Raw genomic sequence first — 25,744 nt, forward strand, 5'->3', positions numbered from 1 at the left:
AGATGACGATCTCTCGCCGCGAATTCGTGCGCCTGACTGCGGGCGCCGGCGCGCTCGCCGCCTTCGGCCAGCTGGGCCGCACCACCGCCATGGCCGCACCGAGCGGCAGCTACCGGGCGATGGTCGGCATCTTCCTGTTCGGCGGCAACGACGGCTGGAACATGGTGATCCCGACCGACGCGCGGCATGCCACCTATCTGGCGTCGCGCGGCAGCGTGGGCATCAAGGCGCCGGCGCTCACCGCGCTGACCAACACGACCTATGCGCTGCACCCGGCGATGAGCGCATTGCGGCCGGTGTGGGACGAAGGCGGGTTGGCGCTGGTGCTGAACGCGGGAACGCTGTTCGCGCCGCTGACCAAGGACACCTACAGGAGCCGTGCAGACCTGCGCCCGAGCAACCTGATGAGCCATGCCGACGAGCAGGCGCATTGGCAGGGGCTGCGCGCGCGCGAGTTCAACGTCGATGGCTTCATGGGGCGGCTGAGCGACCGGGCGGGCGCGAGCGCGACGCCGTCGATGATCTCGCTGGGTGGGTCCAACCTGGCGACAATTGGCAAGACCAGCTCGGCGCTGGTGCTGCCGTCGACCGGCACGCTGGGCCGCAACGGCTTCAGCGGCGCTTCGGGCGCGGCGAACCTGGCCAAGAACGCCGCGGTCGACGCGTTCGCCAATGGCGCGTCCTACGGGATCATGACTGAGGCGACGGCGCGCGACGTGACCGGCGCCTATGGCCAGGCGAACACCGCCAACGGCATCCTCACCGCCACCAGCGCGGTCGATGGTTATTTCGTCAACCCGGACACGGGCGCGGCGCTGACCAGCGACGTGGCGCGTCAGTTGATGCGCGTGGCGCGGATGATCGAGGCGCGCGGCACGCTGGGGCATAACCGCCAGACCTTCTTCGTCAGCCAGGGCGGGTTCGACAACCATTCGGGACAGGTCGGCGGCGGCAACAACGATACCGGCACTCACGCCACCCTGCTGCGCGACCTGGCGATGGCGCTGGCTGGGTTCTACAAGGCGATGAGGGCAATCGGGCTGGCCGAGAACGTCACTGCCTTCACGATGAGCGACTTCGGGCGGACCTTCAAGGGCAATGCCCAGAACGGCACCGACCATGCGTGGGGCAGCAACCACCTGGTGGTGGGCGGCAATGTGACGCCGGGCGGCATCTTCGGCGCCTATCCCGATCCGGTGCTGGGCGGGGCCAACGACATCGCCAGCGACGGGCGCTTCGTGCCGGCGGTGTCGCAGGAGGAATATATCGGCGCGATCGCGCGGTGGCACGGCGTGGCGGACGCGGACATGCCCTATGTGTTCCCCAATTGGGGAACGTGGAGCGGCGGCGGGCGCGGGCCCCTGGGGCTATTCCGGGCCTGATCTTCGCCCAGATCGGGGATTCGAGACCGCGTTGGGCGTGGCGGGATCTTTGTTAGCGATCTGTCCTCAGGCGAGCCCCCTCCACCATGCTGCGCGTGGTCCCCCTCCCCGTGCCGAGGAGGATTTCAGAGGGGGACCGGGTCCTCGCCCTTGAAGCGGGCGATGGTCTGGAAGCTGCTGCCGTCGATCTGGATCTCGTTGAACGAAGGCGGCTTGTCACGGGTGCGCTTGGACAGGGTGCCGGCGCCGATCAGGCGGACGGTGCGGCCGTTCACCTGGTGCTCGACGTCGAACGGATCGTGGACATGGCCCGACAGCACGGCGTGCGCGCCGGTCTGCGCCAGCGCGTCGAGCGCCTGACGGCCGTGGCGCGTCATCGACGTGGCGCGGGTGCCCGCCTCGATCAGCGGATGGTGCGCGGCGATGAAGAGCAGATTGCCGGCGGGCACCGCCTCGGCCAGCGCCAGCGACTTCTGGAGCGCATGCGTGCTGACATAGCCTTTCGACCAGTTGGTGCGGAGCTGGAAGCGGGCGGTGGTCTTGAGCGGGACAACCGCGACGCCCTTCACGTCGAGCGGCTTCTCGATCATGCGCTCGAGCGTCTTGTAGCGCTTGTAGGGGGTGAACATGCGCGCGAAGAGATTGAAGTAAGGCAGATCGTGATTGCCGACTTCCACCGTTACCGGCACGTCGAACCCTTGCAGCCATTTGGCGGCGGCGGCGAATTCCGCCGAGCGGGCGCGCATGGTGAGATCGCCGGTCATGATGATGGCGTCGGGCTTTTCCTGCTGCACCTTGCGGTCGAACCATTCGACCGCCTCGGTATCCTCGCGGCCGAAATGGACGTCGCTGACGTGGAAGATGCGAGTCATGCGGCGGGGACCTCCGGGTCGGTGCGGGTGGCGATGAAGGTTTCCAGGCTCTTGCCGGCCTTGATCGTCTCATGGGGATCGAGCGTGACGGGTTCGCCGTCAAACAAGGCGAGCACGCGGCGCTTGCCGCGCACCTTGAGCCGGTCGGCGCGGGTCTGCGTGACGGCGCGCGCGGCGACCCAGTCGCCAGTCATCCAGTCCCAGCCGAGCTGCACGATCGAGCCCCAGTCGCGGGCGTCGACGGCGGTGACTTCGAGGCCCTGGAGATCGGGCGTGACGAACACCGCCTGGTAATGGTCGCCCAGGCCCTTGGCGCCGTCGACGCGGATGCCGCGGTTGCCGAAGGTGCGGCGGAGCGCGGCGCGGGCGGCGCCGAACAGATGCCCGACCTTGCCTTCGCGTACCGCTTCGCGCGCCCGGAACCAGGATGCCGCCGGGCCGAGGATCAGGCCGACGAACGCGCGGTGCTTGCCCGCCTCGACATAAGGCAGCGCGACGCGCCGGTCGCACGCATGCGCGGCGTGGACGATCTTGTGCGGATCGGTTTCGCTGTGCAGCCCCTTGGCGAGCAGGTTCATCGTGCCGCCGGGCAGGATCAGGAAGGCGCCGTTCCATTGTTCCAGCGCCCGCAGCGCGGCGTTGATCGTGCCGTCGCCGGCGAACAGCACCGCGGTATCCACCCCGGCCTCTTCAAGCGTAGCGGGCGTGGGCAGCTCCTGGTCTGGAAATTCGGTGCGCCCGGCGAGCGTCAGCCCGCGCTCCTCGAACACGGCCTCGAGCGCCTCGCATTTGGGGCGCGTTGCAGACCCTGAGTTCGGATTGGTGATGAACCACAGCTTTTCCATGGCCCCCGCAACGCGCGAAGCGGCTTTTGGTCCCTGCGGTGCAGCAAGCGTGGAACCGGCGCCGCACAAAATCTTTCAGCGGTCTCGCACTAGGAGGACAAGGCGGGCGAATGACGCTCAGGGCACAGCAAAGCGTCAGCGAGGCGGAACGCGACCACGCGCTGCGCCAGCTCGTCACTGAGTCCGCGTTCGCCAGCACCACAACGGCGCTGACCAGCGGCGTGATCCTGACGGCGTTCGCGCTGCATCTGGGCGCATCGAACCTGGTGATCGGAGTGCTCGCTTCGGCACCGTTTCTCGGCCAGCTGCTCCAGGCGCCGACGATCCTGCTGGTCGAGCGGCTGCGGCAGCGCAAGCTGATCTCGGTCGTCTCCAGCCTGATCGGGCGCGGCATGCTGGCGCTGATGGCATTGTCGGCGTTCCTGCCGCACGAACTGGCGATCGCGGCGCTGATTCTGGGGCAGCTGGTGCTGTGCGGGATGGCGGCGGTGGGAAGCTGTGCGTGGAGCGCGTGGATGCGCGACTTGGCGCCTGAGGACAAGCTCGGCTGGGTGTTCGCGCGGCGGAGCGGTTTCGCGCCGGCGATCAGCCTGGTGGCGGGCATCGCCGCGGCAGTGGTGCTCGACCGCACGCCCGAAGGATCGTGGTGGCGCAGCGTTACCTTCGGCGCGCTGTACGGCCTGGGCTTCCTGTCGGGGCTGGTCAGCGCCTGGCTGACCGCGCGCATCCCCGAGCCTGCGATGCCGCCGCAGCCGGACGTGAAGCTGGGATTGGCCGGGCTGTTGCGCGAGCCGCTGGCCGACCGCAATTTCCGCCAGCTGACGATCTTCCTCGCCGCCTGGCAATTCGCGATCAACCTGGCGACGCCGTTCTTCACGGTCTTCATCGTCCAGCAGCTCGGCTTCGACATGACCTTCGTCATGGTGCTGAGCGTCGTCAGCCAGCTTTCCAACCTGATCGCGCTGCGCAATTGGGGGGCGCTTGCCGATCGCTTCGCCAACAAGTCGGTGCTGCTGGTGGCCGCGCCGACCTATATCCTGTGCATCGTCGCGATGATCGGCGCCTCGCAGATCGATCACGGGCCGTGGCTGGTCGCGTACCTGGTGGTGCTGCACCTGTTCATGGGAGGCGCCGTGGCGGGCGCGACGCTGGCCACCACCAGCATCGCGCTCAAGCTTTCGCCCAAGGGTTCGTCGACTGCCTATGTCGCGACCGCGGGGCTCGCGACGGCTCTTGCTGCCGGCGTCGCCCCGATCCTCGGTGGAGCGTTCGCGGACTTCTTTCGCCTGCGCCGGTTCGAGCTGCTGCTGCGCTGGACCAGCCCCGAGGGCGTCGCGCTGGTGTCGCCGCTACGGCTGTCGCAATGGGATTTCTACTTCCTGATCGCCGGCGTGCTGGGGCTCTATGCGCTCCACCGCCTCGCGCTCGTCCAGGAGAGCGGCGAGATCCGCCGGCGCGAGATGGTCCAGCAGATGCTGTTCGGAACGCGCCGCACGGTCCGCAACATCTCCACCGTCGCAGGCCTGCGTGGCCTCACCGACCTTCCCGCCAGCTTCCTTCGTGACGCATCGCTGCGGGCGCGCTTCCTGCGGCGCCAGCGCTTCGCTGATCGAGATTAGCTTTGGAAACCGCTGCAAACCCCGGAGGTTGATCTTCGATGACCAAGACCATGACTCTTCCCGCCCGGTCCGCGGCTGGCAAGCTTCCCGGCGTCACGCCCAATGTCCTCCTGCTGCGCGAGGAACTGCGCAACGGCAGCATGGACGAAGTGGCGGCGCTGCCGCTCGGCGACCGCACGATCGAAGTCCGTTCGGGGCGCGACGCGTTGTGGATCCTCATCCGACGCGAAGGACGCGGCGGGCTGGCGCTGCGTGCGGCGCATGCGCCGGGCGGCTGCGGCGAGGTGCGCAAGCGGCGCACCCAGGGCGACGAAACGCTGCGCCTCGAGTTCGACACGGTGCTCGGCCGGCAGACCGTGGCAATCCGGCTGCACGAGGATGCCATTCCGATCCTGCGCGTGACCACCACGCTCCGCCCGCAGGTGCCGCTGCTCGTTCCCTATCTGCCGCGCGACCTCTACCCGCTGGGCGAAGGCGACGATCCGGCGCTGGCGGTGGGCCAGGTCGAGGCCGGGCAGCGCGGCATGAACGCCGGCGTCAGCTATTTCCGGATGACCGAACCCGATTTCGGCAGCACGCTGTATTTCCAGAACTTCACGACGCTGAACCCCTATTTCGAGGCCACCGGAACCACGCCCGATGGCGCCGTGGGCGGGGAATGGCCCGAGCTCGGCTATCTGCCGCCGACCGCGCCGCAGCAAGGCGAGCCCTCGCTCAAGGGACTGCCCGAGGGCGAAGACATCGCGATCCTCGACACCTATCTCGCCTTCCACGACGATGCCGGCGGCGACGAGACGGCGATGGCGCATCGCTACCTCATGCTGCTCGGCGCGATCTATCGCCGGCTCGAACTGCCCAAGACCGAATTTCACGATTGGGTCGACCGCGCCGAGCGCTCGCTCCGCGACCTGGACGAGGCGCCGCAGGCGACGATCCGCCATTACGGCTTCCGCTACATCCATCCCTACACTGCAACCGAATATCCGGACTCGATGGTCCAGATGTCGGTGCTGGCATCGATCCGCGACTATGAGGCGTGGAAGAAGGAAGAGATCCCGCTGCTCGGCGAGCTAAAGGCAGGGCTGCGCAAATTCTACGATCCCAAGCTGCGCACGATGCGCCGCTATCTGCCCAATGTCGGCGCCGACAAGGAGAAGGACGCGGTCGACAGCTGGTATCTCTATCATCCGCTGATGAACCTGGGCCGGCTGGCGATCGACGGCGACGAGCGCGCGCACAAGCTGTTCCTGGACTCGGTCGATTTCGGGATCGAGGCGGCGCACCATTTCGACTATCGCTGGCCGATCCAGTATAATGTCACCGACTTCTCGGTCATCACCGCCGCGCGCGACGACGCCGGGCTGGGCCAGACCGATGTCGGCGGCATCTATGCCTATGTCATGCTCCAGGCGTTCGAACTGACCGACGACAAGCGCTTCCTCGACGAAGCCCGCACCGCGATCGATGCCGCGCGCGGCATGCGCTTCGAGCTCAATTACCAGGCGAACCTCACCGCCTGGGGCGCGGCGGCATGCATGCGGCTGTGGCGGATCACCAACAACGAAGCGTATCTCGAACAGAGCTACGTCTATCTCGCCAGCTTCTTCCACAATGCGGCGATGTGGGAATCCGAGATCGCGCACGCCAAGCATTACCGCAACTTCCTGGGCGTCACTGCGCTGCACGACGCGCCGTACATGGCGATGTACGAGTGCTTTGAGAGCTTCGCCGCTTTCGAGCGCTATCTAAAGGACAGCGGACCCGATCTTGAGCCCGCGGTGCGGCTGCTGCTCAGCGAATATTGCCGCTACGCGCTCGACCGCGCCTGGTATTACTATCCCGATGCGCTGCCCGAAGAGGTCGTGGCCAGCGAGAATGTCCGCAACAGCTATGTCGATCGCGCCCTCTCCTTCCCGGTCGAGGATTTGTATGTCGACGGGCAGCAGGCGGGTCAGGTCGGCCAGGAAATCTATGGCGCGGGCGCGGCCTTCGTCTTCGCCAGCCGCACCTTCCACCCTGTGAGCAACGCACCTTTCAGCCTGTTCTGCGACCATTTCCTGCTGGCCAGCGATCGGCCGGGCGAGCGCGCGCTCAACTTCCAGCTCGGCGGCACCGAGGGCTGCACGGCACGCCTGTGCATCCTCCCGGAGAAGAAGGCGAAGCTGCCCGATTTGACCGTCCAGACGATGGGCGGCGATCGCCTGGTAGGCCGGGCGGCGGGCGAGAACCGGATCGAGTTTCACGTTCCGGCGAACGGTCGGATCAGCATAGCGTGGTGACCGGAACCTAAGCGGCGCCCATTCCTTGTTCGCGCAACCGTCCGCAATCACCGGAGCCGCCATGCCCGATCTCGCCGAACCCTCCGCCCACGATGCCACCGACGCACACACCCGGCAGCCGAGCCTCGCCGGCCGCCGCGCGCTGGTGACCGGCGGCACCACCGGCATCGGCCGGGCCATCGCCGTGCTGCTCGCGTCCGAAGGCGCCAAGGTGTTCGTCTGCGGACGCACGCCCGAGCATCTGGAAGATGCGCTTGCCCGGATCCGCGAAGTTGGCGATGGCAGCGGGGTGGCAGTGGACCTTGCGACCCAGGAAGGGGTCGATCGCTTCGTGGCCGAAGGCGAACGCTATCTGGGGGGCGTGGACATTGCGGTGATCAATGCCGGCATCGCCGCCGACGGGCTGGACGACACCGATGCGGCAACCATCCGCTACACCGTTGACACCAACCTCACCTCGCACATGACCGTGGCCAAGGCGGCTGTCGACCGTATGCAGGCCGGCAGCGACATCGTCTTCATCGGGTCGATGTCGTCGGTGTCGCGCGGCGGCGGCTCCACTGTCTATGTCGCGACCAAGACCGGGGTCGAGGCATTCGCCGAAGCGCTACGCAAGGAACTGGCCGAAAAGGACATCAAGGTCGGCAATATCGAGCCGGGCCTCACCGGCTCCGACATGCAGCTGCCCGACATCCCGCCCGAGAAGCAGCGCGAGATGATCGAGGCGGGGGACATGCTGCGCGCCGAGGATATCGCCGCCGCGGCGCATTTCATGCTCACGCAGCCGCGCCGCACCGTCGTCTCGCTGATGCGGGTAGAACCGCGCCTCCAGACCCGATGACCTTCGACACCGATCGGCTCGTCTTCGGACCGGACGATGTCGACCTCTCCCGGTCGCCGCTCGCCGGGCATCTCGATGCCGAGACCTATGTGCTGGGCGCGTTCAACCCCGGGCTGACGCGGCTGCCCAACGGCAATCTCGCGATGTTCGTCCGCATCGCCGAAGCGCTGCGCAAGCCGATTTTCGACGGGCATGTTCATGCGATCCGCTGGGAGGATGGCGCCTATGTGCTCGACGCCTGGCCGCTGGAGCTGGTCGACACCGCCGATCCGCGCAAATTCCTGATCCATGGCGGGCGTTGGCGCGTGATGGCGCTGACCTCGCTCTCCTGGATCCTACCAGTCGAGCTTACTCCCGACGGGCTGGAGGTTGTCGCGGTCCATTATGACAAGGCGATCACGCCCCAGGCGGGGTTCCAATGCTATGGCGTCGAGGATGCGCGCGTGTCGAAAGTCGATGGCCGCTGGCTGATGACGACCTGCTCGGTCAGCCCCGAGCGGCATTGCACGACGCTGTACAGTTCGGACAACGGCCTCGATTATGTGCTCGAGGACATCGTGCTCGATCATCAGAACAAGGACATGCTGATCTTCGAAGGGAAGGTCCGGGGCAAGTTCTGGGCGCAGACGCGGCCGCTCGGTGATCTGTACTTCGCCTATCCGCCGGGAAGCGAATGGCGGGCGGGGCCGTCGATCAACCTAGCCACCTCGCCCGATGCGCTGCACTGGAAGCCGCACCGCGAGCCCGGCATCCGCCCGCATTCGGCCACCGTCGCGACGGCGCGGATGGGCGGGGGCACGCCGCCGATCCTGACCGAGGATGGCTGGCTGACGCTCTGGCACGGGGTGGAGCCCAAGGAAATCGTCGGCATCTACCGCACTTATTGGTCTATCCTCGACCGCGACGATCCCACCAAGGTGGTCCGCACCCAGCACCCGCCGCTGTTGGAGGCGAATCCGGAGCTTACCCGGCCGCTGGAGGACAAGATGTATGTCCGTGACGTGGTGTTCACCACCGGTATAGCCGATGCGGGCGATCACTATGTCGTCGCCAGCGGCGAGGCCGACCTGGCCTGCCGCATCACGCACATCCCGAAGTCGGCATTTGCCGGCTGAGGCGGAACAAGGAACGTCCATGCTGCTGACTGCTGCCCTGCTGATCGCCGCCGCCCCTGCCCCCCTGCCGGCCCGGTCCGCGATGCGGCAATGCTATTTGCGGGTCGACGGCAAGGTGCATGTGAACGCCCGGTGCCGTGTCTTCCCGCTGGGTGGGAAGAGCTATACGCTCAACACCTGGGACGGCGGCAAGCCGCGCCGCTCGCACTTCGCACAGGTGAGCGAAGGCAAGCCGGGCCGCGGCGAGGCGAGCTGGAACGCCGACCCGAACGACAACCGGGCCGGCGACCCGCTGGGCAGCGTCCGCTGGAGCAAGGGCTGCTGGATCAACACCCGCGTGAAAATCTGCGCGCGCTGATCCGCGGGGATGGACGGGTGAGCTTCCGAGTCACCCGGCCCGCTCCGCTGCGGCGGGGAAGTGCGTAGAAGGCCCTTAACCGCGGCGTAATATACGCTGGGTGAAGATCGGCAATCTTGATCGGGAGAGCCCCTGTGTCGCTGAATTGGCTTCGGAAGCTTCGCCGCAAACCCGCCCGCGCGCTGCTGCGAAAGCAGGAGACCTTCCGCGCGATGCAGACCGTGCAATATGACCCGGTTCAGGCCGCCTATGAGGCGCAGTGCGGCTGAGCCGAGGCCCGCTTCACGCGCCGTCCGCCGGGCGATGATAGAGATGGAGCGGGTGAAGGGAATCGAACCCTCGTCGTAAGCTTGGGAAGCTTCTGCTCTACCATTGAGCTACACCCGCACGGCAGCACTCGGCTGCTCTGCTCGCGTTCCGCCCGACAGGCCGGCGCGAGACAGGCCAAGTGCCACGGCGCGGACGGTATCGTCAACGCAGATTCGGCGCCCCTCCGCAGTTGATATGCCGATCGCGCGGGGCCTCGCCGCCGCGTTTGATCCAGGTGAGTTGCTGCAATGCCGCTCCTGACCTAAGCCCGGGCCGAAGCATGGAGTTTGCGGCATCGTGACGGACGGGATCAACAAGGCACGGACGGGCATCACCGGGTTCGACGATCTGACGCTGGGCGGTTTGCCGAGCGGACGGCCGACCCTGGTGTGCGGATCGGCCGGGTGCGGCAAGACGCTGTTCGCGTCGACCTTCCTGATCAACGGCGCACGCGAAGAAGGCGAGCCCGGCGTCTTCGTGACCTTCGAGGAGCGCCCGGTCGATATCGTCGACAATGTCGCCTCGCTCGGCTTCGGGCTCGGCGATCTGGTCGCGCAGAAGAAGATCCATATCGAGCATGTCTCGATCAATCCGGCCGAGCTCGCCGAAGTCGGCGACTATGACCTCGAAGCATTGTTCCTCCGGCTGGAGCTGGCCGTCGACGAGATCGGCGCCAAGCGCATCGTGCTCGATACGATAGAGAGCCTGTTCTCCGCCTTCCAGAACCCCGCGATCCTGCGCGCCGAAATCCGCCGCCTGTTCGACTGGCTGAAGGAAAAAGGCCTCACCGCAGTGATCACCGGCGAACGGGGCGACGGTTCGCTCACGCGCCAGGGGCTGGAGGAATATGTCTCGGACTGCGTGATCCTGCTCGATCACCGCGTCCACAACCAGGTCTCGACCCGCCGCCTGCGCATCGTCAAATATCGCGGCACTGCGCATGGCACCAACGAATATCCCTTCCTGATCGGCGAGGACGGCTTCAGCGTGCTGCCGGTCAGCTCGCTCGGGCTGGGGCACCGCGTGTTCGACGAGCGGATCGCCAGCGGGATCGACGATCTCGACGCGATGCTCTCGGGCGGCGGCTTCCACCGCGGCAGCTCGGTGCTGCTGAGCGGCGTCGCCGGCTCGGGCAAGAGCACGATCAGCGCGTCCTTCGCGCACGCCGCCTGCCAGCGCGGCGAGCGCGCGCTCTATTTCTCCTTCGAGGAATCTGAGCAGCAGACCGTGCGCAACATGCGCTCGATCGGCATGGATCTTCAGCCCTGCATCGATGCCGGGCTGCTCGCCTGCATCGCGGCGCGCCCGACCTTCTACAGCCTCGAGACCCATCTCGCGGTGATGCTGCGCGAGATCGAGCGCTTCCAGCCGTCGCTCGTCGTGCTCGATCCGATTTCCGCCTTCATCGATATGGGCGATCCGCTCGAAGTGCAGTCGATGCTGCTGCGGATGATCGACTATCTCAAGAGCAAGGGGATCACCGGCGTCTTCACGCACCTCACCCATGCCCAGGGCGAAGCCAAGACGGATGCCGGCCTGTCCTCGCTGATGGATGCATGGATCCTGCTGCTCAATCGCGAAGTCCATGGTGAGTTCAACCGCGAGCTCTATCTGCTCAAGGCGCGCGGCATCTCGCATTCGAACCAGGTCCGCGAGTTCGTGATGAGCGCCAGCGGCATCCGCCTGATCGAACCCTATCTCGGCGCTGCCGGTGCCCTCACCGGATCGTCCCGGCGCTATGAGGAAGCGCGCACCCGCCGCGAGGAAGCCGTTCGCACTGCCGAAATTGCGCGGCTGCAGGAGAAGATCGCCCAGCGCCGCCGGCGCACCGAAGCACAGATTGAAGTGCTCACCGCCGAACTGGAAGCCGATGAAATCGAACTGAAAAGCATCGTCGATCAGGAAAATAGCTATCTTACCCAGGTAAAGGTCGACGCAGCGGAGATGGCCGCAAGCCGCGGAGCGGGCAAGGCGTGACCAAGGGACGAGACATGGAAGAAACACGAACGCCGTTGAAGCTCACGCTCTATGTCGCGGGACAGACACCCAAGTCGGTCGCGGCGATCCGCAATCTCGAGCGGATCGCGTCCGAGCACATGGCGGGCGAAGTCGAAGTCGAAGTGATCGATCTGCGCCAGCATCCGCAGCTTGCGCGCGAGCACAATATCGTCGCCATCCCCACCCTGGTCCGCTCGCTGCCCGTCCCCGTCGCGAAGATCATCGGCGATCTGTCGGACGAGGAAAAGGTCCTGGTCCATCTCAAGGTCGAAGGCTGAGATGGCGACTGCCGAGCCGACGCGTATCGAGGATCGCGAAGCCGATCTCCGCCGCCGCCTGGCCGAGGCCGAGGATACGCTGCGCGCGATCCGCGACGGTGAAGTCGATGCGCTGGTGGTACGCGGCGCCCAATCGGACGAAGTCTTCGCGCTGGGCGGGCAGGACAGCTACCGCGCCTTCATGGAGGCGATGGACATCGGCGCGGCCGCGCTGGATGGCGACGGCGCGCTGATCTACGCAAATTCGGCCCTGTGCGGGATGTTCGGCCGCACCGCCAAGAACCTGCAGCAGGACGGCATCTTCGCCGCTCTGGGCGAGGAAGGCGCACGCGCGGTCCGCGCGCTGATCGCCGAAGTCGACGGCAATCGCCGCAGCCGGCAGGTCGCCCTGCCCTGCGCCGGCGGATACTGCCATGTCGAGGTGACCGCCGCGCCGGTCGCTTTGGGCTTCGGGCATGGCCATGCGCTCACCTTCACCGACGTCACCGAACGGATCGAAGCGGCTGCCGCGCATGAGAGCGACCGCATCGGCCGCGCGATCATGGCGTCTTCGAACGAAGCCGTCGTCGTGTGCAACCGCGACGGCCGCGTCACGCATGCCAATGCCGGGGTGCGCCATTTCCACGACGGTAGCACGATCGGCAAGCCGTTCGACGAAGCGTTTCCGCTCGCATTCGCATTGAGTTCGGGCCTGATGGTCGGGAGCGACCTGATCGGGGTGGCGCTGGCGGGCACGGCCGTGCGCGGGGTGGAAGCCACGCTGACGCTGGACGGACGTACCCAGGATGTCCTGCTGAGCGCAGGGCCGCTGCGGCAGTCGGGCGAGACGATCTATGGCTGCATCGTCACGATGGCCGACGTGACCGAGCGCCGCGCGACCGAAAAGCGTCAAGCGCTGCTGATGGGCGAACTCACCCACCGCGTGAAGAATACGCTGACGCTGGTGATGTCGATCGCCAACCGCACCATTTCCGGCGCGAAGGACATGGCCGATTTCCGCGTCTCGTTCGGGCAGCGGCTCCAGGCGCTCGCCGCGACGCACACCCTGCTTGCCGACGGCGTTTGGGATGGGCTGACGCTGGAGGAACTGATCAATGCCGAGCTGGCGCCCTATGTCACCGTCGGCAGCGAACGCGTGCGGCTGGAGGGTGTCGCCGTTCGAGTGGTGCCCGACGCGGCAGTGGCGCTGGGGCTGATCTTCCACGAGCTGGTGACCAACGCCGTGAAATATGGCGCGCTGTCGAACGAAACCGGGCGCATCGCGATCAGCGCATCCGCCGTCGGCGACATCACCGAGATCATCTGGCAGGAAGATGGCGGGCCGGCGGTCAGCGTTCCCGAGAAGATGGGGTTCGGCCAGACGGTGATCGCCCGCGGCCTGGGCCAGCACGGCCAAAAGAGCACCAAGGTGGAGTTCCGCCCGGAGGGGCTGGTCTGCCGCATGTATGTGGGCGCGGAACAGGCGCGGCACCCCTGATGCCCTTGGCGGGCCCGTTCACGTGTTGACCTGACCCGAATGGCCAGTAGCGTCGCCAGCCTTCACATCGGGAGATCGGGCATGCGGGTTTCGGGCGTTTCGGCACTTCTTGGTTTGGCGCTGATCGCCGGTACGGCCCAGGCGCAGTCGAACCCGCAGGCCGAGGCGCAGGCGCTGGATCTGCTCAAGCGCGGCATCGCGTTCCGCACGGTGGCGGGCGCGGGCAACCAGACCTTCGACTACGCCACCTACCTCAAGGGCGTGCTCGTCGCCGGCGGCTTCGCGAACGACGATGTGCGCGTCGAGAGACTGGGGGATACGGCCTATCTGGTTGCGCGCTATCGCGGGACCGGCAAAGCGGCGAACGGCGCGAAGCCGATCCTGATCTCCGGCCATATGGACGTGGTCGAGGCCAAGCCCGCCGACTGGGAGCGCGACCCGTTCACGCCGATCATCGAGAATGGCTATATCTTTGGCCGCGGTGCCAGCGACATGAAGTACGACCTCTCGACGCTCACCGCGACGCTCGTGCAGTTGAAGCGCGAAGGATTCAAGCCGGGCCGCGACATCGTCCTGCTGCTGTCGGGCGACGAAGAGACCGCGATGAAGACGACAGCCGCCCTCGCAGATCAATATCACGACGCAGAGCTGCTGCTCAACATCGATGGCGGCGGCGGCGAGCTGGACGAGAGCGGCAAACCCGTGATCTTCGGACTGCAGGGTGCCGAAAAGACCTATGGCGATTACGAGCTGAGCGTCACCAACCCGGGTGGCCATTCAAGCGCGCCGCGCAAGCCGAACGCGATCTATCAGCTCGCCCGCGCATTGGAGCGCTTGGGGGACCATGAGTTTCCCGGCCAAGTGAATGAAGTGACAAAGGCGAGCTGGCGCGCCTCTGCGGCGCAGGCCAAGGATCCCAAGATCGCCGAGGCGATGCGCCGGTTCGCCGCCAATCCGAACGACCTGGAGGCGCGGGCAGCGCTGCGCGCCGATCCAGGGTTGATCGGGCAGACCGGCACGACCTGCGTCGCGACGATGGTCGCGGCGGGACATGCCCCCAACGCCCTGCCCCAGCGCGCGACGGCGACAGTCAATTGCCGCATCTTTCCCGGCACCTCGGTCGAGCAGATTCAGGCCCGGCTCAGCGAAGTGGTAGCCGATCCGGAAGTGAAGGTGCGCTATATCGACAGCGGCACGGTCGCCAGCGACGCTTCGCCGATGCGGGCCGACCTGATGCAGCTGGTTACCCGCGCGGTGCATGCGCGCTTCAAGGACGTGCCGATCGTACCGGTCATGGCGGCGGGGGCGAGCGACAGCATGTGGTTCCGCGCCAGGGGCGTGCCGAGCTATGGCGTCAGCCCGATCTTCATGAAGTCATCCGACAGCTTCTCGCACGGACTGAACGAGCGCACGCCGCTGAGCGAGATCACGCCGTCGATTACCTATTACAAGACGCTGCTGACCGGGCTGGCCAAGTAGCGATCCGCAATCAGATCCCGCCCTCGACCGGTGCCCTGCCCTGCGCTTCCAACGCGGCGAGCAGGGCGTCGGCACAGGCGTCGAGCATGCCTTGATCCGTCGCGCGCACCACGAAGTTCGCGCCGACCCGGCCTTCGCGGAAGAACGGGTAGCTGCCGATCGAAACCCCGGCATGGGCGCGCTCGGTGTGGCGCAGCAGGTCGGCGATCTCGCTCTCGGCGACCCAGGCGCCGAGCGTGCGGGCGAGCACCGGTAGCCCGCCCTCGAGCGAACCGGTCAGCGCGTCGAGCATGCCGGCGGCGATGTGCGGCACGCCGGCCAGGATGAAGATGTTGCCGTGGCGGATACCCGGCGCGCCCGACATGCGGTTGGGGATCAGGTCGGCGCCCTCCGGCACCCGCGCCATACGCAGCCGCGCGTCGGTGAGCCCGCCGCGTGTCGCGTAATAGTCCTCCAGCGCCGCGCGCGCTTGCGGATGGACGACAACGGGTACGCCAAGCGCCGCGGCGATGGCATCGACGGTGATGTCGTCATGCGTCGGGCCGATGCCGCCGGTGGTGAAGAGGTAGTCGTTGCGTGCGCGCAGCGCGTTCACCGCCTCGACGATCGCGCCTTCGACGTCGGGCACGATGCGCACTTCGGCGAGCCTGATGCCCTGCACGTTCAGCCAGCTGGCCAGCTGTGCCACGTTCTTGTCCTGCGTGCGGCCGGACAGGATTTCGTCCCCGATCACCGCCAGTGCCGCCGTCCAGATGCGCTCGCCCATTGGGTAGCCGTACGATCTCGCAAACCGCGGTGCAAACGCCTATATGGCCGCGCATGACCGAATATGTGACCGTCACCCCCGACACGCCGCACGCCCGCACGAATGCCATCAAGCTGCATGGCCCAGAGGGTTTCGCCGGCATGCGCAAGGCGGGGCGGCTGGCAGCCGAGATCCTGGACGCGCTGGTGCCGCACGTCGTGCCGGGTGTCTCCACCCAGGCGCTGGACGAGATCGTCCGGTCGATGACGCTCGATGCCGGCGCAGTGCCGGCCACCCTGGGCTATCGCGGCTACACGCATTCGAGCTGCATCTCGATCAACCATGTCGTGTGCCACGGCATTCCGTCCGACGCGCGCACGCTCAAGGATGGCGACATCCTGAACGTGGACGTGACGCCGCTGCTCGACGGCTGGCACGGCGACAGCAGCCGCATGTACCTGGCCGGAGACGTACCGATCAAGGCGCGGCGGCTGGTCGACGTCACCTATGAATGCCTGATGCTCGGTTTGGAGCAGGCAAAGCCGGGTAACCATCTGGGCGACATCAGCCATGCGATTCAGCGTCATGCCGAGAAGCACCGCTATGGCGTGGTTCGCGATTTCTGCGGCCACGGCATCGGGCAGGTCTTCCACGATGCGCCCGAGGTGGTTCATGTCGGCCGCCCCGGCACCGGACCCGAGCTTCGCCCCGGCATGATCTTCACCGTCGAGCCGATGATCAACATCGGCCGCGCCGACGTGAAGGTGCTCGACGACGGCTGGACGGCGGTTACCCGCGACCGCTCGCTGTCCGCCCAGTTCGAGCATTCGATCGGCATCACCGACGACGGGTGCGAGATCTTCACGCAGAGCCCGGCAGGACTGGATCGCCCACCCTATTGATGCGGTCGAGGCGGAGCGACGGTACCGCCGCTCCGCCCAAGCTCAGCGCGCGCGATAGGCGCGGCCCGACTGGATCAGCCGCTGGCGTGCGGTGTTGCCGGGCACGGCGATATGCAGTGCGGGATCATATTCCTTGCCCACCGCTTCGCCGTCCGCGGGTACCCAGATCTGGACCACCGTATTGGTGTATCCCTGCGGCAGATAGCGGACATAATAGCCGTCCGGATGAAGGCTCCAGCGTCCGGTCGGCACGTCCAGGCTTCCCTCGCCGACCGGCGCCATGCCCGCCAGCACGGCGACGCGCTCAAGCTCGGCGAAGCTGGTCCCGGGCGACGCAAGCATGCTGCGCAGATTCGCCTCGGCCTGCATCACCTGGCGCAGTTCGCGCGGCAGATTGTCGGCGATCGGGCCACGGGTGAGGAGATCGAGCGCATTGCGGTTCAGCGATGCGATCTGGCGGGGGCTCAACAGCTGGGCGGCCACCGCCTGGTGCTCGGTCGCCAGATCCTCGAAGCGGGCACGTGCGAGGATCGCCCAGAGCAGCGTCTGGATCTCGTGCTGGTCGATCTGCGGATGCGCGACCGAGTTGCGCACGATGGTGATCACTGCATCGCGTGCAGAGCCCTCGGGCGGTGCGAACAGATAGCCATCGCCGCCACCGGGTCCGTGCGTGCCCGCCTGAAGGCAGTAGCTCTGGTCGTGGAACTCATAGAAGCCGGGCTGAAGCACGAAGCCGCCAGCGGGCGTGCGGCGGAGCTCCGTCAGTGCCCGCTTCGGCTCGGCAGGCACGAAACCGTCCCTGTCGGGCGCTTCCCATTGCGCGTCTTCCAGGCTGGTCGTGATCGGCGCTCGCCGCAGTTCCGGCATGCGGATGCCGGCCTTTTGCGCAAGCTTGCCGAGCCCGCCGAATTGCGCCTGTGCCGGCGCCGGACACAAGGCCAGGGACACCGCGCCCAGCACGGTTCCCAACATCCAAATCTTCATTTCCGCCCCCCTTGGCAGTCGCCGATCCTCGTCCCCTACACGGGCTTGATCCGGTTCACCACCGACGGCGGCGCGGTCGCGCGGCGGGCTTTCAGGGCCTCAGGCGCGGCCTGACCGTCAGTGGTCGCGCTTGGATGGTTGAGACCAGAAGCGGATGGCTTCGGCTGCGGCGTTGGCGTCTAGATCGCCGACCCGGCTGGTGATCTTGAATTCGCGCCGCCGTTCGGGCGGCAATGCCAGCAGCCCATGTACCATGATGATCAGCGGCCCGGTAGCAACCGGTTCGTGCGCGTCGTCCGCGCAGGTCTCCGTCGCGGTGCAGGCGCAGCGGTATAACGCCGCCGGCGTGCTCATCGAGAAGAACTTATCGGCGAACAGACCCCCCATAACCTTCAGAAACGTGAAGGATTGATTTTGGTTCCGGTGCGCGGGTGGGTCGAGCAGGCTGCCATCTGATCGGGCAGCGGCAGTGGCGCTGCCCGATCGCTAGGCACTTGCTGTAGCCAACGGGGCGTGTAACCCAAGGGTTGCAGCCGCTGCGGGCCTGGCACGGTTGTTGCGATACGCGCGTTGGGGGTAGCGCCTCGGATCCTGGGGGTAGACCGTGAAAAAGATCGAAGCCATCATCAAGCCGTTCAAGCTCGATGAAGTGAAGGAAGCTCTGCACGAGGTGGGCGTCAGCGGGATCACCGTGACCGAAGCCAAGGGCTTTGGCCGGCAGAAAGGGCATACCGAACTGTATCGGGGTGCCGAATATGTCGTCGATTTCCTTCCCAAGGTGAAGCTCGAGGTCGTGGTCGAGGATGCGCTCGCAGAGCGGGTGGTCGAGGCGGTGGCGAACGCCGCGCAGACCGGCCGCATCGGCGACGGCAAGATCTTCGTCATCCCCGTGGAGACGGCGCTCCGCATCCGTACCGGCGAGCGTAACGAAAACGCTATTTGACGGGTACCCTCGCAGAGGCGAATGCTGCACCTGCACAAGCAACAAAATTGCCCGATTCGACGGGCACACGAAAGAGAGCGAAAGGGCTTACCATGGCGAACTCGGCCAGCGATATCCTCAAGATGATCAAGGACCAGGAGATCGAATGGATCGATCTCCGCTTCACCGACCCCAAGGGCAAGTGGCAACATCTGACCATGGTCGCGTCGGTGATCGGTGAGGACGAGCTGACCGATGGCCTGATGTTCGACGGCTCCTCGATCGAGGGCTGGAAGGCGATCAACGAGTCCGACATGGTGCTCAAGCCCGATCTGGACGCGGTGTGGTCCGATCCGTTCTCGGCCACGCCGATGCTGATCCTGGTGTGCGACATCGTCGAGCCGTCGACCGGCGAGCTCTACACCCGCGATCCGCGCTCGACCGCCAAGCGTTCGGAAGCCTATCTCCAGTCGCTGGGCATCGGCGACACCGTTTATGTCGGACCCGAAGCCGAGTTCTTCATGTTCGACGACGTGCGCTTCGAGAACAGCTATTCCACCAGCTATTACGCGATCGACGATATCGAATTGCCGGGCAATTCGGGCCGCGAGTATGAAGCCGGCAACATGGGGCATCGTCCCCGCGCCAAGGGCGGCTATTTCCCGGTCGCGCCGGTCGACAGCGCCGTCGACATTCGCGGCGAGATGGTCTCGACGATGCTCGAAATGGGCCTGCCCTGCGACAAGCATCACCACGAAGTCGCCGCCGCGCAGCACGAGCTGGGCCTGACCTATGGCACGCTGGTGCAGACCGCCGACCGCATGCAGATCTACAAGTATGTCGTGCACCAGGTCGCGCATGCCTATGGCAAGACCGCGACCTTCATGCCCAAGCCGATCAAGGAGGATAACGGCTCGGGCATGCACACCCACTTCTCGATCTGGGACAAGGGCAACCCGCTGTTCGCCGGCAACGGCTATGCGGGCCTGTCCGACATGTGCCTGTATTTCATCGGCGGCGTGATCAAGCACGCCAAGGCGCTGAACGCCTTCACCAACCCGTCGACCAACAGCTACAAGCGACTGGTCCCGGGCTATGAAGCGCCGGTGCTGCTGGCCTATTCGAGCCGCAACCGCTCGGCATCGTGCCGCATCCCGTACGGTGCAGGCAGCAAGGCAAAGCGCGTCGAGTTCCGCTTCCCGGACGCGCTCGCCAACCCGTATCTCTGCTATGCGGCGCTGCTGATGGCGGGACTGGACGGCATCCAGAACAAGATCCATCCGGGCGATCCGATGGACAAGAACCTGTACGATCTGCCGCCGGCCGAGCTGGAGCAGGTGCCGACGGTGTGCGCATCGCTGCGTGAAGCGCTGGACAGCCTCGAAGCCGATATGGACTTCCTGCTGAAGGGCGACGTGTTCACCCGCGACCAGATCGAGGCCTATGTCGAAATCAAGCGTGCCGACGTGGCACGTTGGGAGATGACGCCGAGCCCGGTCGAGTACGACATGTACTACAGCGCGTAAGCAGGCCGGATTTACGATCGAGAGGCGCTTCGGCTCATGCCGGGGCGCCTCTTTCTTCGATGTGCCAACTTGCCGGAGGGGGCTGGCAGAAAATCCTTAACCCCCCGCTGCTAGCGCCAAGCTATGTATCCGAAGTTGCAGCCTTCTTTCTGCGCGAACGAGCCGCCACCCCTTCCTTCGCACATCCTGGACCTGACGCGTCGCGGTCTTCGGCTTCGACACAGGCGCAGTAGCCCTGCAAGTGCGTCGGCTGGGCGTCGGGGCCGCCGATGAAGCGATTACCAGAAATCGCCAGGGAAAGGTTACACCGGCTCCGCGGTTAGCGGTGTCCTCTCACTTACCGAACGCAACGTCCTGGCAAGCTCGTCGACTGAATAAGGCTTGCGCAGCAAGTCGAACCCGCGCGTTCCACTCTCCGCCAGGATGTGGCTATATCCACTGGTCAGCACGATCGGCAGCGCGGGATAGAGCCCCCGGATATCGTCGGCCAGTTCCAGACCCGACCGGCCGGGCATCACCACATCAGTGAAGACCGCGTCGTAGAGGTGCGCCGCCCGGCCCAGTTCCGCCAAGGCGGCTTCCGCCGTCGGCACCCAGTGCGAGCCATAGCCGAGCTCCGCGAGCGCACTGGTGGCGAACTCGCCGACTTCCTTGTTATCCTCGACGACCAGGATGCACGCGCCGGCTTCCAATGGCCTGCCGACCGGCGCGGACACCTCGTCCTCTCCACCGGGTGGAACTGTCTGGGGCAAGTAGAGCGTGAAGGTAGCGCCTTGACCCGGCGCGCTGTCCACCACCACTTCGCCCCCCGACTGCTTGGCGAAGCCGAACACCTGGCTGAGGCCCAAGCCAGTACCGTGACCGACGCTCTTCGTCGTGAAAAACGGCTCGAAGATGTGCTCGATCTTGTCGGCGGCGATCCCGCTGCCGGTGTCCTGGAGCGAAATGGCGATGGCCGACATCGTCCGCGTGGGGTGACGGCGCATCGCCGGCAAGGCTTCGACCTGTTCGACGGTTATGGTCAGCGTCCCGGCACCGTCCATCGCATCGCGCGCGTTGACTGCGATGTTCACGATCGCAGTGTCGAACTGGCTGGGATCGGCGTTCACCCAGCATGGTGCCTCGGGCATCGCGTAGCGCACCTCCATCCGAGATCCGGCAAGAGTGCCCAGCATGTCCTTCAGCTCGCCGATGCTGGCGACAGCGTCGAATATCTCCGGCTCAAGCGTCTGGCGCCGGGCGAAGGCGAGCAACTGGCTGGTGAGCCGGGTAGCACGATCGGCGGTGTCGGCGATCGCATCGACATAGCGGACACGCTTAGCCTCGGTCAGGCTGGGGCGGCGCAGCAAGTCCACCGATCCGCGGATCACGGTCAGCAGATTGTTGAAATCATGGGCGACGCTGCCGGTCAGCTGGCCCACGGCTTCGACCTTGTGTGCCTGACGCAGCGCTTCTTCGGTCTGGCGCAACGTCTCCTGCTGCGCGCGTTCGGCAGTCATGTCGCGGCCAGTCAGGAAGACTAGATTGCCACTCACCGCCGCGACCCACGCGACATGATGGACGGCTCCGGTCCTGTGCAGATGCCGCACTTCGAAGGCGAAGCCCGGGGCAGCATCGGCATCCATTGCCGCCAGAGCACTTTCGATCTTCACGCGATCTTCTGGATGCACCAAATCGACGAAGGTCGCCCCCTCCACCTCGACCGGCGCAAAGCCCAGCGTCTGGCTCCAGGCGGCGTTCGCTTCGCGGACGACCCAGTCGGACGAAATCGCCGCCTGGAGATCGGGCGAGAAACGCCAGAGCCGATCGAGTTCGGCCGCACTCTCCTCCAGGCTGGCCTGCATGCGCCGTTCGGCGGCGACACGCTCGGTCTGATCAAGCATCGCGCCAACCATGCGGATCGCGCGCCCGTCTTCATTGCGGATCACATAGCCGCGGTCGCGCACGTCGGCATAGCTGCCATCCGACCGGCGAAAGCGATATTCGCCGATCCAGTCGCTCCCCTCGCCATCGATCACTTCATGGATGGCGTGATCGACACGCGCACGATCTTCGGGATGGATCTGCTCGATCCACCAGCTGCCGCTCGGCACGACGTCTTCGGGCTGATGGCCATAGGCGGTGTGCAGCGCCTCGTTCCACGCGACGCGGTCCGCGGTCAGGTCCCAGTCCCAGATGGCGTCGTTGGTCGCCCGGCCGGCAAGGCGCAGGCGCTCTTCGGTCTCCTGGACCCGAAGCTGCGCCAGCCGCTCCTTGGTGACATCCTGAACGGTGCCGACCAGGCGCAGCGGCTGCCCGTCCTCGAAGTAGGCCTGCCCGCGCGCAGACACATAACGCAGCCGGCCATCCTCGATGCCGATGGTGCGGTACTCGGTTTCAAAGGTTCCCGGACCGCTCGCGTCGAGCGCGGCCACGACGTCGGCGTCGGCACGCGCACGATCGTCAGGATGTACCCCGCGAAGAAAGGCCTCTTCATAGCTCACCGGTGTGCCCGGACGGAGCCCGAACAGCTCGCGGCAGCGATCGTCCCATTCGAGCAGATTCTCGGGAATCCGGTAGTCGAAGGTGCCTAGCCGCGCAGCGCGTGTGGCAACTGCGACACGTTCCCGGCTGAGTTCCAGCGCGCGCCGGGTGGCATGCTCGTCCGTGATGTCGCGCAGCGCCTTGACGAAGCCTGGGCCGGCGGTGCCGGACAGGGGCGTGAGCGCGCCATGCGCATAGAAACAGCTGCCGTCCTTCCGCAGGTGCCACCGCTCGTCGGAGGCGCGGCCCTGACTGCGGGCCGTGGCCATCTCGTGCTCCGGGACGCCCGCGGCACGATCCTCCGGCGTGAACAGCCGCTCGGCGGAGCGGCCGAGCATCTCGTTTTCGGTCCAGCCGAAGATCGTCTCGGCACCCTTGTTCCAGCTGGTGACGTTCCCGTCCTCGTCGAAGGCGAAGATGGCGCTGTCGATCGCGGAGTCGACGATCGAACGGTACCGGTCGCGTGCTGCTTCGGCTTCGCGTGCAGCCTCCGACCGGGCCAGCGCGTCCTCACGGCGCTCCAACGCAAGCCGCAGCTCGAGCAGGGAAACCACTTGCTGACCCAGCTGCCGCAGGATGTCCTGCTGCGCGGCATCCAGTCCCCCGGGGCGGGGCGCCGTGTCGATCGCGCACAGGCTTCCCAGCGCGACGCCCGCGGCCGTGACCAGCGGCACCCCGGCATAGAAACGAATGTGGGGCGCCTGAGTGACCAGCGACATCGCCGCTGTGCGTGGATCACGTGACAGGTCTTCGATCTGGAAGATGTCGCGCTGACGAATGGCCAGCGCGCAGACCGACGTGTCGATGCCGGTCTCGCCAGCGCTCGTGCCCACCTTCGCCTTGAACCATTGGCGATCTTCGTCGACCAGGCTGATCAAGGCGATCGGCACCTGACAGATCGTCTGCACCAGCGCGACGATCTGATCGAAATGCGGCTCCGGCGGGGTGTCCAGGATGTTGAACCGCCGCAGGGCGCTCAGGCGTTCATGTTCATTCGGCATGTCGTGCTGCGTGAGGACCCCGGGAACCCGTGGGTGGGGGTTCTAATCCCGAACCGCTTAGAACAGCCACGCAGTGCGCTCAAGCGGCCATGCACGTCGACCTCATTGAAGCCGGGTCGAGAGCGCATACCTACGCCTGCTCAATTGCAACGGAGCTTTCCGAATGTCCTCAACCGATGCCGGCGTGCTGTTTCGCCCCTTTCGCATCAAGTCGCTCGAACTGAAGAACCGCATCGTCATGGCTCCGATGACCCGCGCCTTCGCGGCGAACGGGTCCCCGGCGAAGCACAAGCCGGCTATTACCGCCGCCGCGCCGAGGCCGAGGTCGGCCTGATCCTGTCCGAAGGCACCGTGATCGACCGTCCTGCGTCGCGCAACATGGCTGGTATCCCGTTCTTTCACGGCGACACCGCGCTGGCAGGGTGGCAGCAGGTGTTGACCGAGGTGCATGCGGCCGGCGGCAAGATGGGTCCGCAGATCTGGCATACCGGATCGACCAAGGGATCGGACGGCTGGGAACCTGAAACGCCCGTCGAAAGCCCGTCCGGGCTGCTCGCCCCGGGCACCCCGCGCGGCGACGCGATGAGCGAGGAAGCGATCGCGGATACCGTTGCCGCCTTCGCCCGGGCGGCCGCCGACGCCAAGCGGCTCGGCTTCGACACAGTCGAGATCCACGGCGCGCACGGCTATCTGATCGACCAGTTCTTCTGGTCGGGCACCAACGAGCGTGCCGATCGCTATGGTGGCGCCACGATCCGCGAGCGCGCGCGCTTTGCCGGCGAAGTCGTCTCGGCCATTCGGGAAGCGGTCGGACCTGACTATCCGATCATCTTGCGGGTGAGCCAGTGGAAGCAGCAGGATTATACGGCCAAGCTGGCCGAAACGCCCGAGTTGCTGGCCGACTGGCTGCAACCGTTGGTAGATGCCGGCGTCGATGTGCTGCACTGCTCGCAGCGCCGCTTCTGGGAGCCCGAATTTCCGGAGCTCGACGGCGAGAAGGGGCTGAACTTCGCCGGCTGGGCCAAGAAGCTGACCGGAGCGGCGACGATCAGCGTGGGATCGGTCGGCCTGTCCGGCGAGTTCCTGGCGGCGTTCGGCGGTGAGGGTTCGACAACGGTCGGGCTGGAACGGCTGGTCGAGCGGATGGAACGCGACGAGTTCGATCTGATCGCCGTCGGCCGGGCGCTGATCAGCGACCCGAACTGGGCCGCCAAGGTCAAGGCGAACGACCGCGACAGCCTCAAGGGCTTCGACGCCGCCGCGCTTCGCGAACTCGTCTAACCTTCACGGCATCAACAGCGTCGAGCCCGTCGTGTCGCCCGCTTCGAGCGCACGATGGGCTTCGGCGGCATCCTCCAAGGCGAAACGCTGGCCGATCTCGGCGCGAACCTTTCCCGCTTCGAGCAGAGCGAAGAGGCGCCCCACGCCCGCGGCGCGCTCTTCGGGCGTGACGTAATAGTCGTACAGCTTGGGGCGGGTGACGAAGAGCGAGCCATGGTCGTTGAGCGCGCCTAGCCGGACGCCCTCGACCGGGCCGCTGGCGTTGCCGTAGCTGACCACCAGCCCGCGGCGGGCACACGCCTGGAGCGAGGTCTGCCAGGTTGCCGCGCCGACGCCGTCGAATACCACCGGCACGCCGTCCCCGCCGGTGATCTCACGCACCCGGGCCGCGACGTCGTCGGTCCGCGAGAGCAGGACGTGATCCGCGCCCGCCGCCTGCGCGACCGCCACTTTATCCGGGCGGCCGACCGTGCCGATCACGGTCGCTCCCACCGCCTTTAGCCATTGGACCAGTATCTGCCCGACCCCGCCCGCGGCGGCGTGCACCAGCACGGTCCAGCCCGGCTGCACCTTGGCGGCACGTTCCACCATGAACTCGACGGTGCAGCCCTTGAGCATCGCCGCTGCCGCGACGCTCTCGTTGACGCCGGAGGGCAGTTTGAAAAGGCTGGCGGCGGCGACATTGCGGGCCGTGGCATAGGCGCCGATCGCGCCGAAGGTGGCCGCGCGGTCGCCGACTTCCAGGCCGGCGACGCCCTCGCCTACCGCTTCGACTACCCCGGCGGCTTCGACGCCCAATCCGCTAGGCAAGGGCACGGTGTACAGGCCGGAGCGGTGGTAGGTGTCGATGAAGTTGAGCCCCACCGCGGTGTTGCGCATCCGCACTTCGCCCGGTGCGGGATCGGGCAGGTCGACATCGATCCAATCGATCACTTCCGGCCCGCCGGTCCGCTCGATCCTTGCCGCCCGTACCATGCCGCTTCTCCGTCCCGCCTAAATCGCCGCGTT

21 protein-coding genes, 1 tRNA gene and 1 pseudogene are annotated in these 25,744 nt (G+C 66.4%); 15 read left to right on the forward strand and 8 right to left on the reverse strand.

Annotated features, from left to right (window positions below; genetic code table 11):
• Positions 1–2 precede the first annotated feature (2 nt).
• Positions 3–1,382 (forward strand): DUF1501 domain-containing protein, encoded by a 1,380-nt coding sequence (locus tag LZ586_RS06700; protein WP_235078945.1) that lies wholly within the window; start codon positions 3–5, stop codon positions 1,380–1,382.
• 125 nt (positions 1,383–1,507) lie between these two features.
• Here LZ586_RS06700 and LZ586_RS06705 read toward each other — a convergent pair whose 3' ends face one another.
• Both LZ586_RS06705 and LZ586_RS06710 read right to left on the reverse strand, forming a co-directional pair.
• Positions 1,508–2,254 carry a metallophosphoesterase family protein gene (locus tag LZ586_RS06705; protein ID WP_235078946.1) on the reverse strand — a complete coding sequence of 249 codons (747 nt, stop codon included), beginning with the start codon at positions 2,252–2,254 and terminating at the stop codon, positions 1,508–1,510.
• Positions 2,251–3,099 (reverse strand): diacylglycerol/lipid kinase family protein, encoded by an 849-nt coding sequence (locus LZ586_RS06710; protein ID WP_235078947.1) that lies wholly within the window; start codon positions 3,097–3,099, stop codon positions 2,251–2,253. Before LZ586_RS06710 ends, LZ586_RS06705 begins: the two co-directional genes overlap by 4 nt.
• A 110-nt stretch (positions 3,100–3,209) precedes the next feature.
• Here LZ586_RS06710 and LZ586_RS06715 point away from each other — a divergent pair, with 110 nt between their 5' ends.
• The 6 genes from LZ586_RS06715 to LZ586_RS18125 all read left to right on the forward strand — a co-directional run bounded on the left by LZ586_RS06715 (position 3,210) and on the right by LZ586_RS18125 (position 9,580).
• Positions 3,210–4,718, forward strand: a complete 1,509-nt coding sequence (locus LZ586_RS06715; protein WP_235078949.1) for an MFS transporter — start codon at positions 3,210–3,212, stop codon at positions 4,716–4,718.
• A 38-nt stretch (positions 4,719–4,756) separates the two neighbouring features.
• Positions 4,757–6,997 (forward strand): hypothetical protein, encoded by a 2,241-nt coding sequence (locus LZ586_RS06720; protein WP_235078951.1) that lies wholly within the window; start codon positions 4,757–4,759, stop codon positions 6,995–6,997.
• Positions 6,998–7,058: 61 nt separating this feature from the next.
• Entirely contained in the window at positions 7,059–7,838 is a 780-nt protein-coding gene (locus LZ586_RS06725) for an SDR family oxidoreductase (protein ID WP_235078952.1), read from the forward strand.
• Positions 7,835–8,953 carry a glycosidase gene (locus LZ586_RS06730; protein ID WP_235078954.1) on the forward strand — a complete coding sequence of 373 codons (1,119 nt, stop codon included), beginning with the start codon at positions 7,835–7,837 and terminating at the stop codon, positions 8,951–8,953. The genes LZ586_RS06725 and LZ586_RS06730 overlap by 4 nt, the downstream gene beginning before the upstream one ends.
• 19 nt (positions 8,954–8,972) lie before the next feature.
• Positions 8,973–9,311 (forward strand): hypothetical protein, encoded by a 339-nt coding sequence (locus LZ586_RS06735; RefSeq protein WP_235078955.1) that lies wholly within the window; start codon positions 8,973–8,975, stop codon positions 9,309–9,311.
• Between the two features lie 134 nt (positions 9,312–9,445).
• The gene (locus tag LZ586_RS18125) at positions 9,446–9,580 is read left to right on the forward strand and encodes a hypothetical protein (protein WP_261346040.1); all 135 of its coding nucleotides are present in this window, start codon (positions 9,446–9,448) and stop codon (positions 9,578–9,580) included.
• 44 nt (positions 9,581–9,624) lie between these two features.
• On the opposite strand, the gene LZ586_RS06740 is transcribed toward LZ586_RS18125, so the two are convergent.
• Positions 9,625–9,698 (reverse strand) — tRNA-Gly (locus LZ586_RS06740).
• Between the two features lie 219 nt (positions 9,699–9,917).
• Between LZ586_RS06740 and kaiC the strand changes: the two genes are divergently transcribed.
• The 4 genes from kaiC (at position 9,918) to LZ586_RS06760 (ending at position 14,852) form a co-directional block, all read left to right on the forward strand.
• Positions 9,918–11,597: a circadian clock protein KaiC gene (gene kaiC / locus LZ586_RS06745; protein WP_235078960.1), complete on the forward strand. Its 1,680-nt coding sequence runs from the start codon at positions 9,918–9,920 to the stop codon at positions 11,595–11,597.
• Between the two features lie 14 nt (positions 11,598–11,611).
• The gene (locus LZ586_RS06750) at positions 11,612–11,896 is read left to right on the forward strand and encodes a circadian clock KaiB family protein (protein ID WP_235078962.1); all 285 of its coding nucleotides are present in this window, start codon (positions 11,612–11,614) and stop codon (positions 11,894–11,896) included.
• Position 11,897: 1 nt separating this feature from the next.
• On the forward strand, positions 11,898–13,373 hold the full coding sequence (locus LZ586_RS06755; protein WP_235078967.1) for a sensor histidine kinase: 1,476 nt from the start codon (positions 11,898–11,900) through the stop codon (positions 13,371–13,373).
• Between the two features lie 81 nt (positions 13,374–13,454).
• The gene (locus tag LZ586_RS06760; RefSeq protein ID WP_235078968.1) at positions 13,455–14,852 is read left to right on the forward strand and encodes a M20/M25/M40 family metallo-hydrolase; all 1,398 of its coding nucleotides are present in this window, start codon (positions 13,455–13,457) and stop codon (positions 14,850–14,852) included.
• 10 nt (positions 14,853–14,862) lie between these two features.
• Here LZ586_RS06760 and LZ586_RS06765 read toward each other — a convergent pair whose 3' ends face one another.
• On the reverse strand, positions 14,863–15,618 hold the full coding sequence (locus tag LZ586_RS06765) for a competence/damage-inducible protein A (protein ID WP_235078969.1): 756 nt from the start codon (positions 15,616–15,618) through the stop codon (positions 14,863–14,865).
• Positions 15,619–15,671: 53 nt separating this feature from the next.
• Between LZ586_RS06765 and map the strand changes: the two genes are divergently transcribed.
• Positions 15,672–16,499, forward strand: a complete 828-nt coding sequence (map, locus tag LZ586_RS06770) for a type I methionyl aminopeptidase (protein ID WP_235078970.1) — start codon at positions 15,672–15,674, stop codon at positions 16,497–16,499.
• 42 nt (positions 16,500–16,541) lie between these two features.
• Here the strand turns inward: map and LZ586_RS06775 are convergent, their stop codons facing one another.
• On the reverse strand, positions 16,542–17,483 hold the full coding sequence (locus LZ586_RS06775; RefSeq protein ID WP_235078971.1) for a hypothetical protein: 942 nt from the start codon (positions 17,481–17,483) through the stop codon (positions 16,542–16,544).
• Positions 17,484–17,600: 117 nt separating this feature from the next.
• On the reverse strand, positions 17,601–17,870 hold the full coding sequence (locus LZ586_RS06780; RefSeq protein ID WP_235078972.1) for a hypothetical protein: 270 nt from the start codon (positions 17,868–17,870) through the stop codon (positions 17,601–17,603).
• Between the two features lie 217 nt (positions 17,871–18,087).
• Here LZ586_RS06780 and LZ586_RS06785 point away from each other — a divergent pair, with 217 nt between their 5' ends.
• A complete protein-coding gene (locus LZ586_RS06785; protein ID WP_235078973.1) occupies positions 18,088–18,426 on the forward strand; it encodes a P-II family nitrogen regulator in 339 nt (112 codons plus the stop codon).
• A gap of 92 nt (positions 18,427–18,518) precedes the next feature.
• Positions 18,519–19,931 (forward strand): type I glutamate--ammonia ligase, encoded by a 1,413-nt coding sequence (gene glnA / locus LZ586_RS06790; protein ID WP_235078976.1) that lies wholly within the window; start codon positions 18,519–18,521, stop codon positions 19,929–19,931.
• 302 nt (positions 19,932–20,233) lie between these two features.
• Here glnA and LZ586_RS06795 read toward each other — a convergent pair whose 3' ends face one another.
• The gene (locus LZ586_RS06795) at positions 20,234–23,455 is read right to left on the reverse strand and encodes a PAS domain-containing protein (RefSeq protein ID WP_235078977.1); all 3,222 of its coding nucleotides are present in this window, start codon (positions 23,453–23,455) and stop codon (positions 20,234–20,236) included.
• A 163-nt stretch (positions 23,456–23,618) separates the two neighbouring features.
• Between LZ586_RS06795 and LZ586_RS06800 the strand changes: the two are divergent.
• A pseudogene (locus LZ586_RS06800) lies at positions 23,619–24,736 on the forward strand (NADH:flavin oxidoreductase).
• Between the two features lie 3 nt (positions 24,737–24,739).
• On the opposite strand, the gene LZ586_RS06805 reads toward LZ586_RS06800, so the two are convergent.
• Positions 24,740–25,711 (reverse strand): quinone oxidoreductase family protein, encoded by a 972-nt coding sequence (locus tag LZ586_RS06805; RefSeq protein ID WP_235078979.1) that lies wholly within the window; start codon positions 25,709–25,711, stop codon positions 24,740–24,742.
• Positions 25,712–25,744 lie beyond the last annotated feature (33 nt).

The sequence above is a fragment of the Sphingomonas sp. S2-65 genome, assembly GCF_021513175.1.
Lineage (GTDB): Bacteria > Pseudomonadota > Alphaproteobacteria > Sphingomonadales > Sphingomonadaceae > Sphingomonas.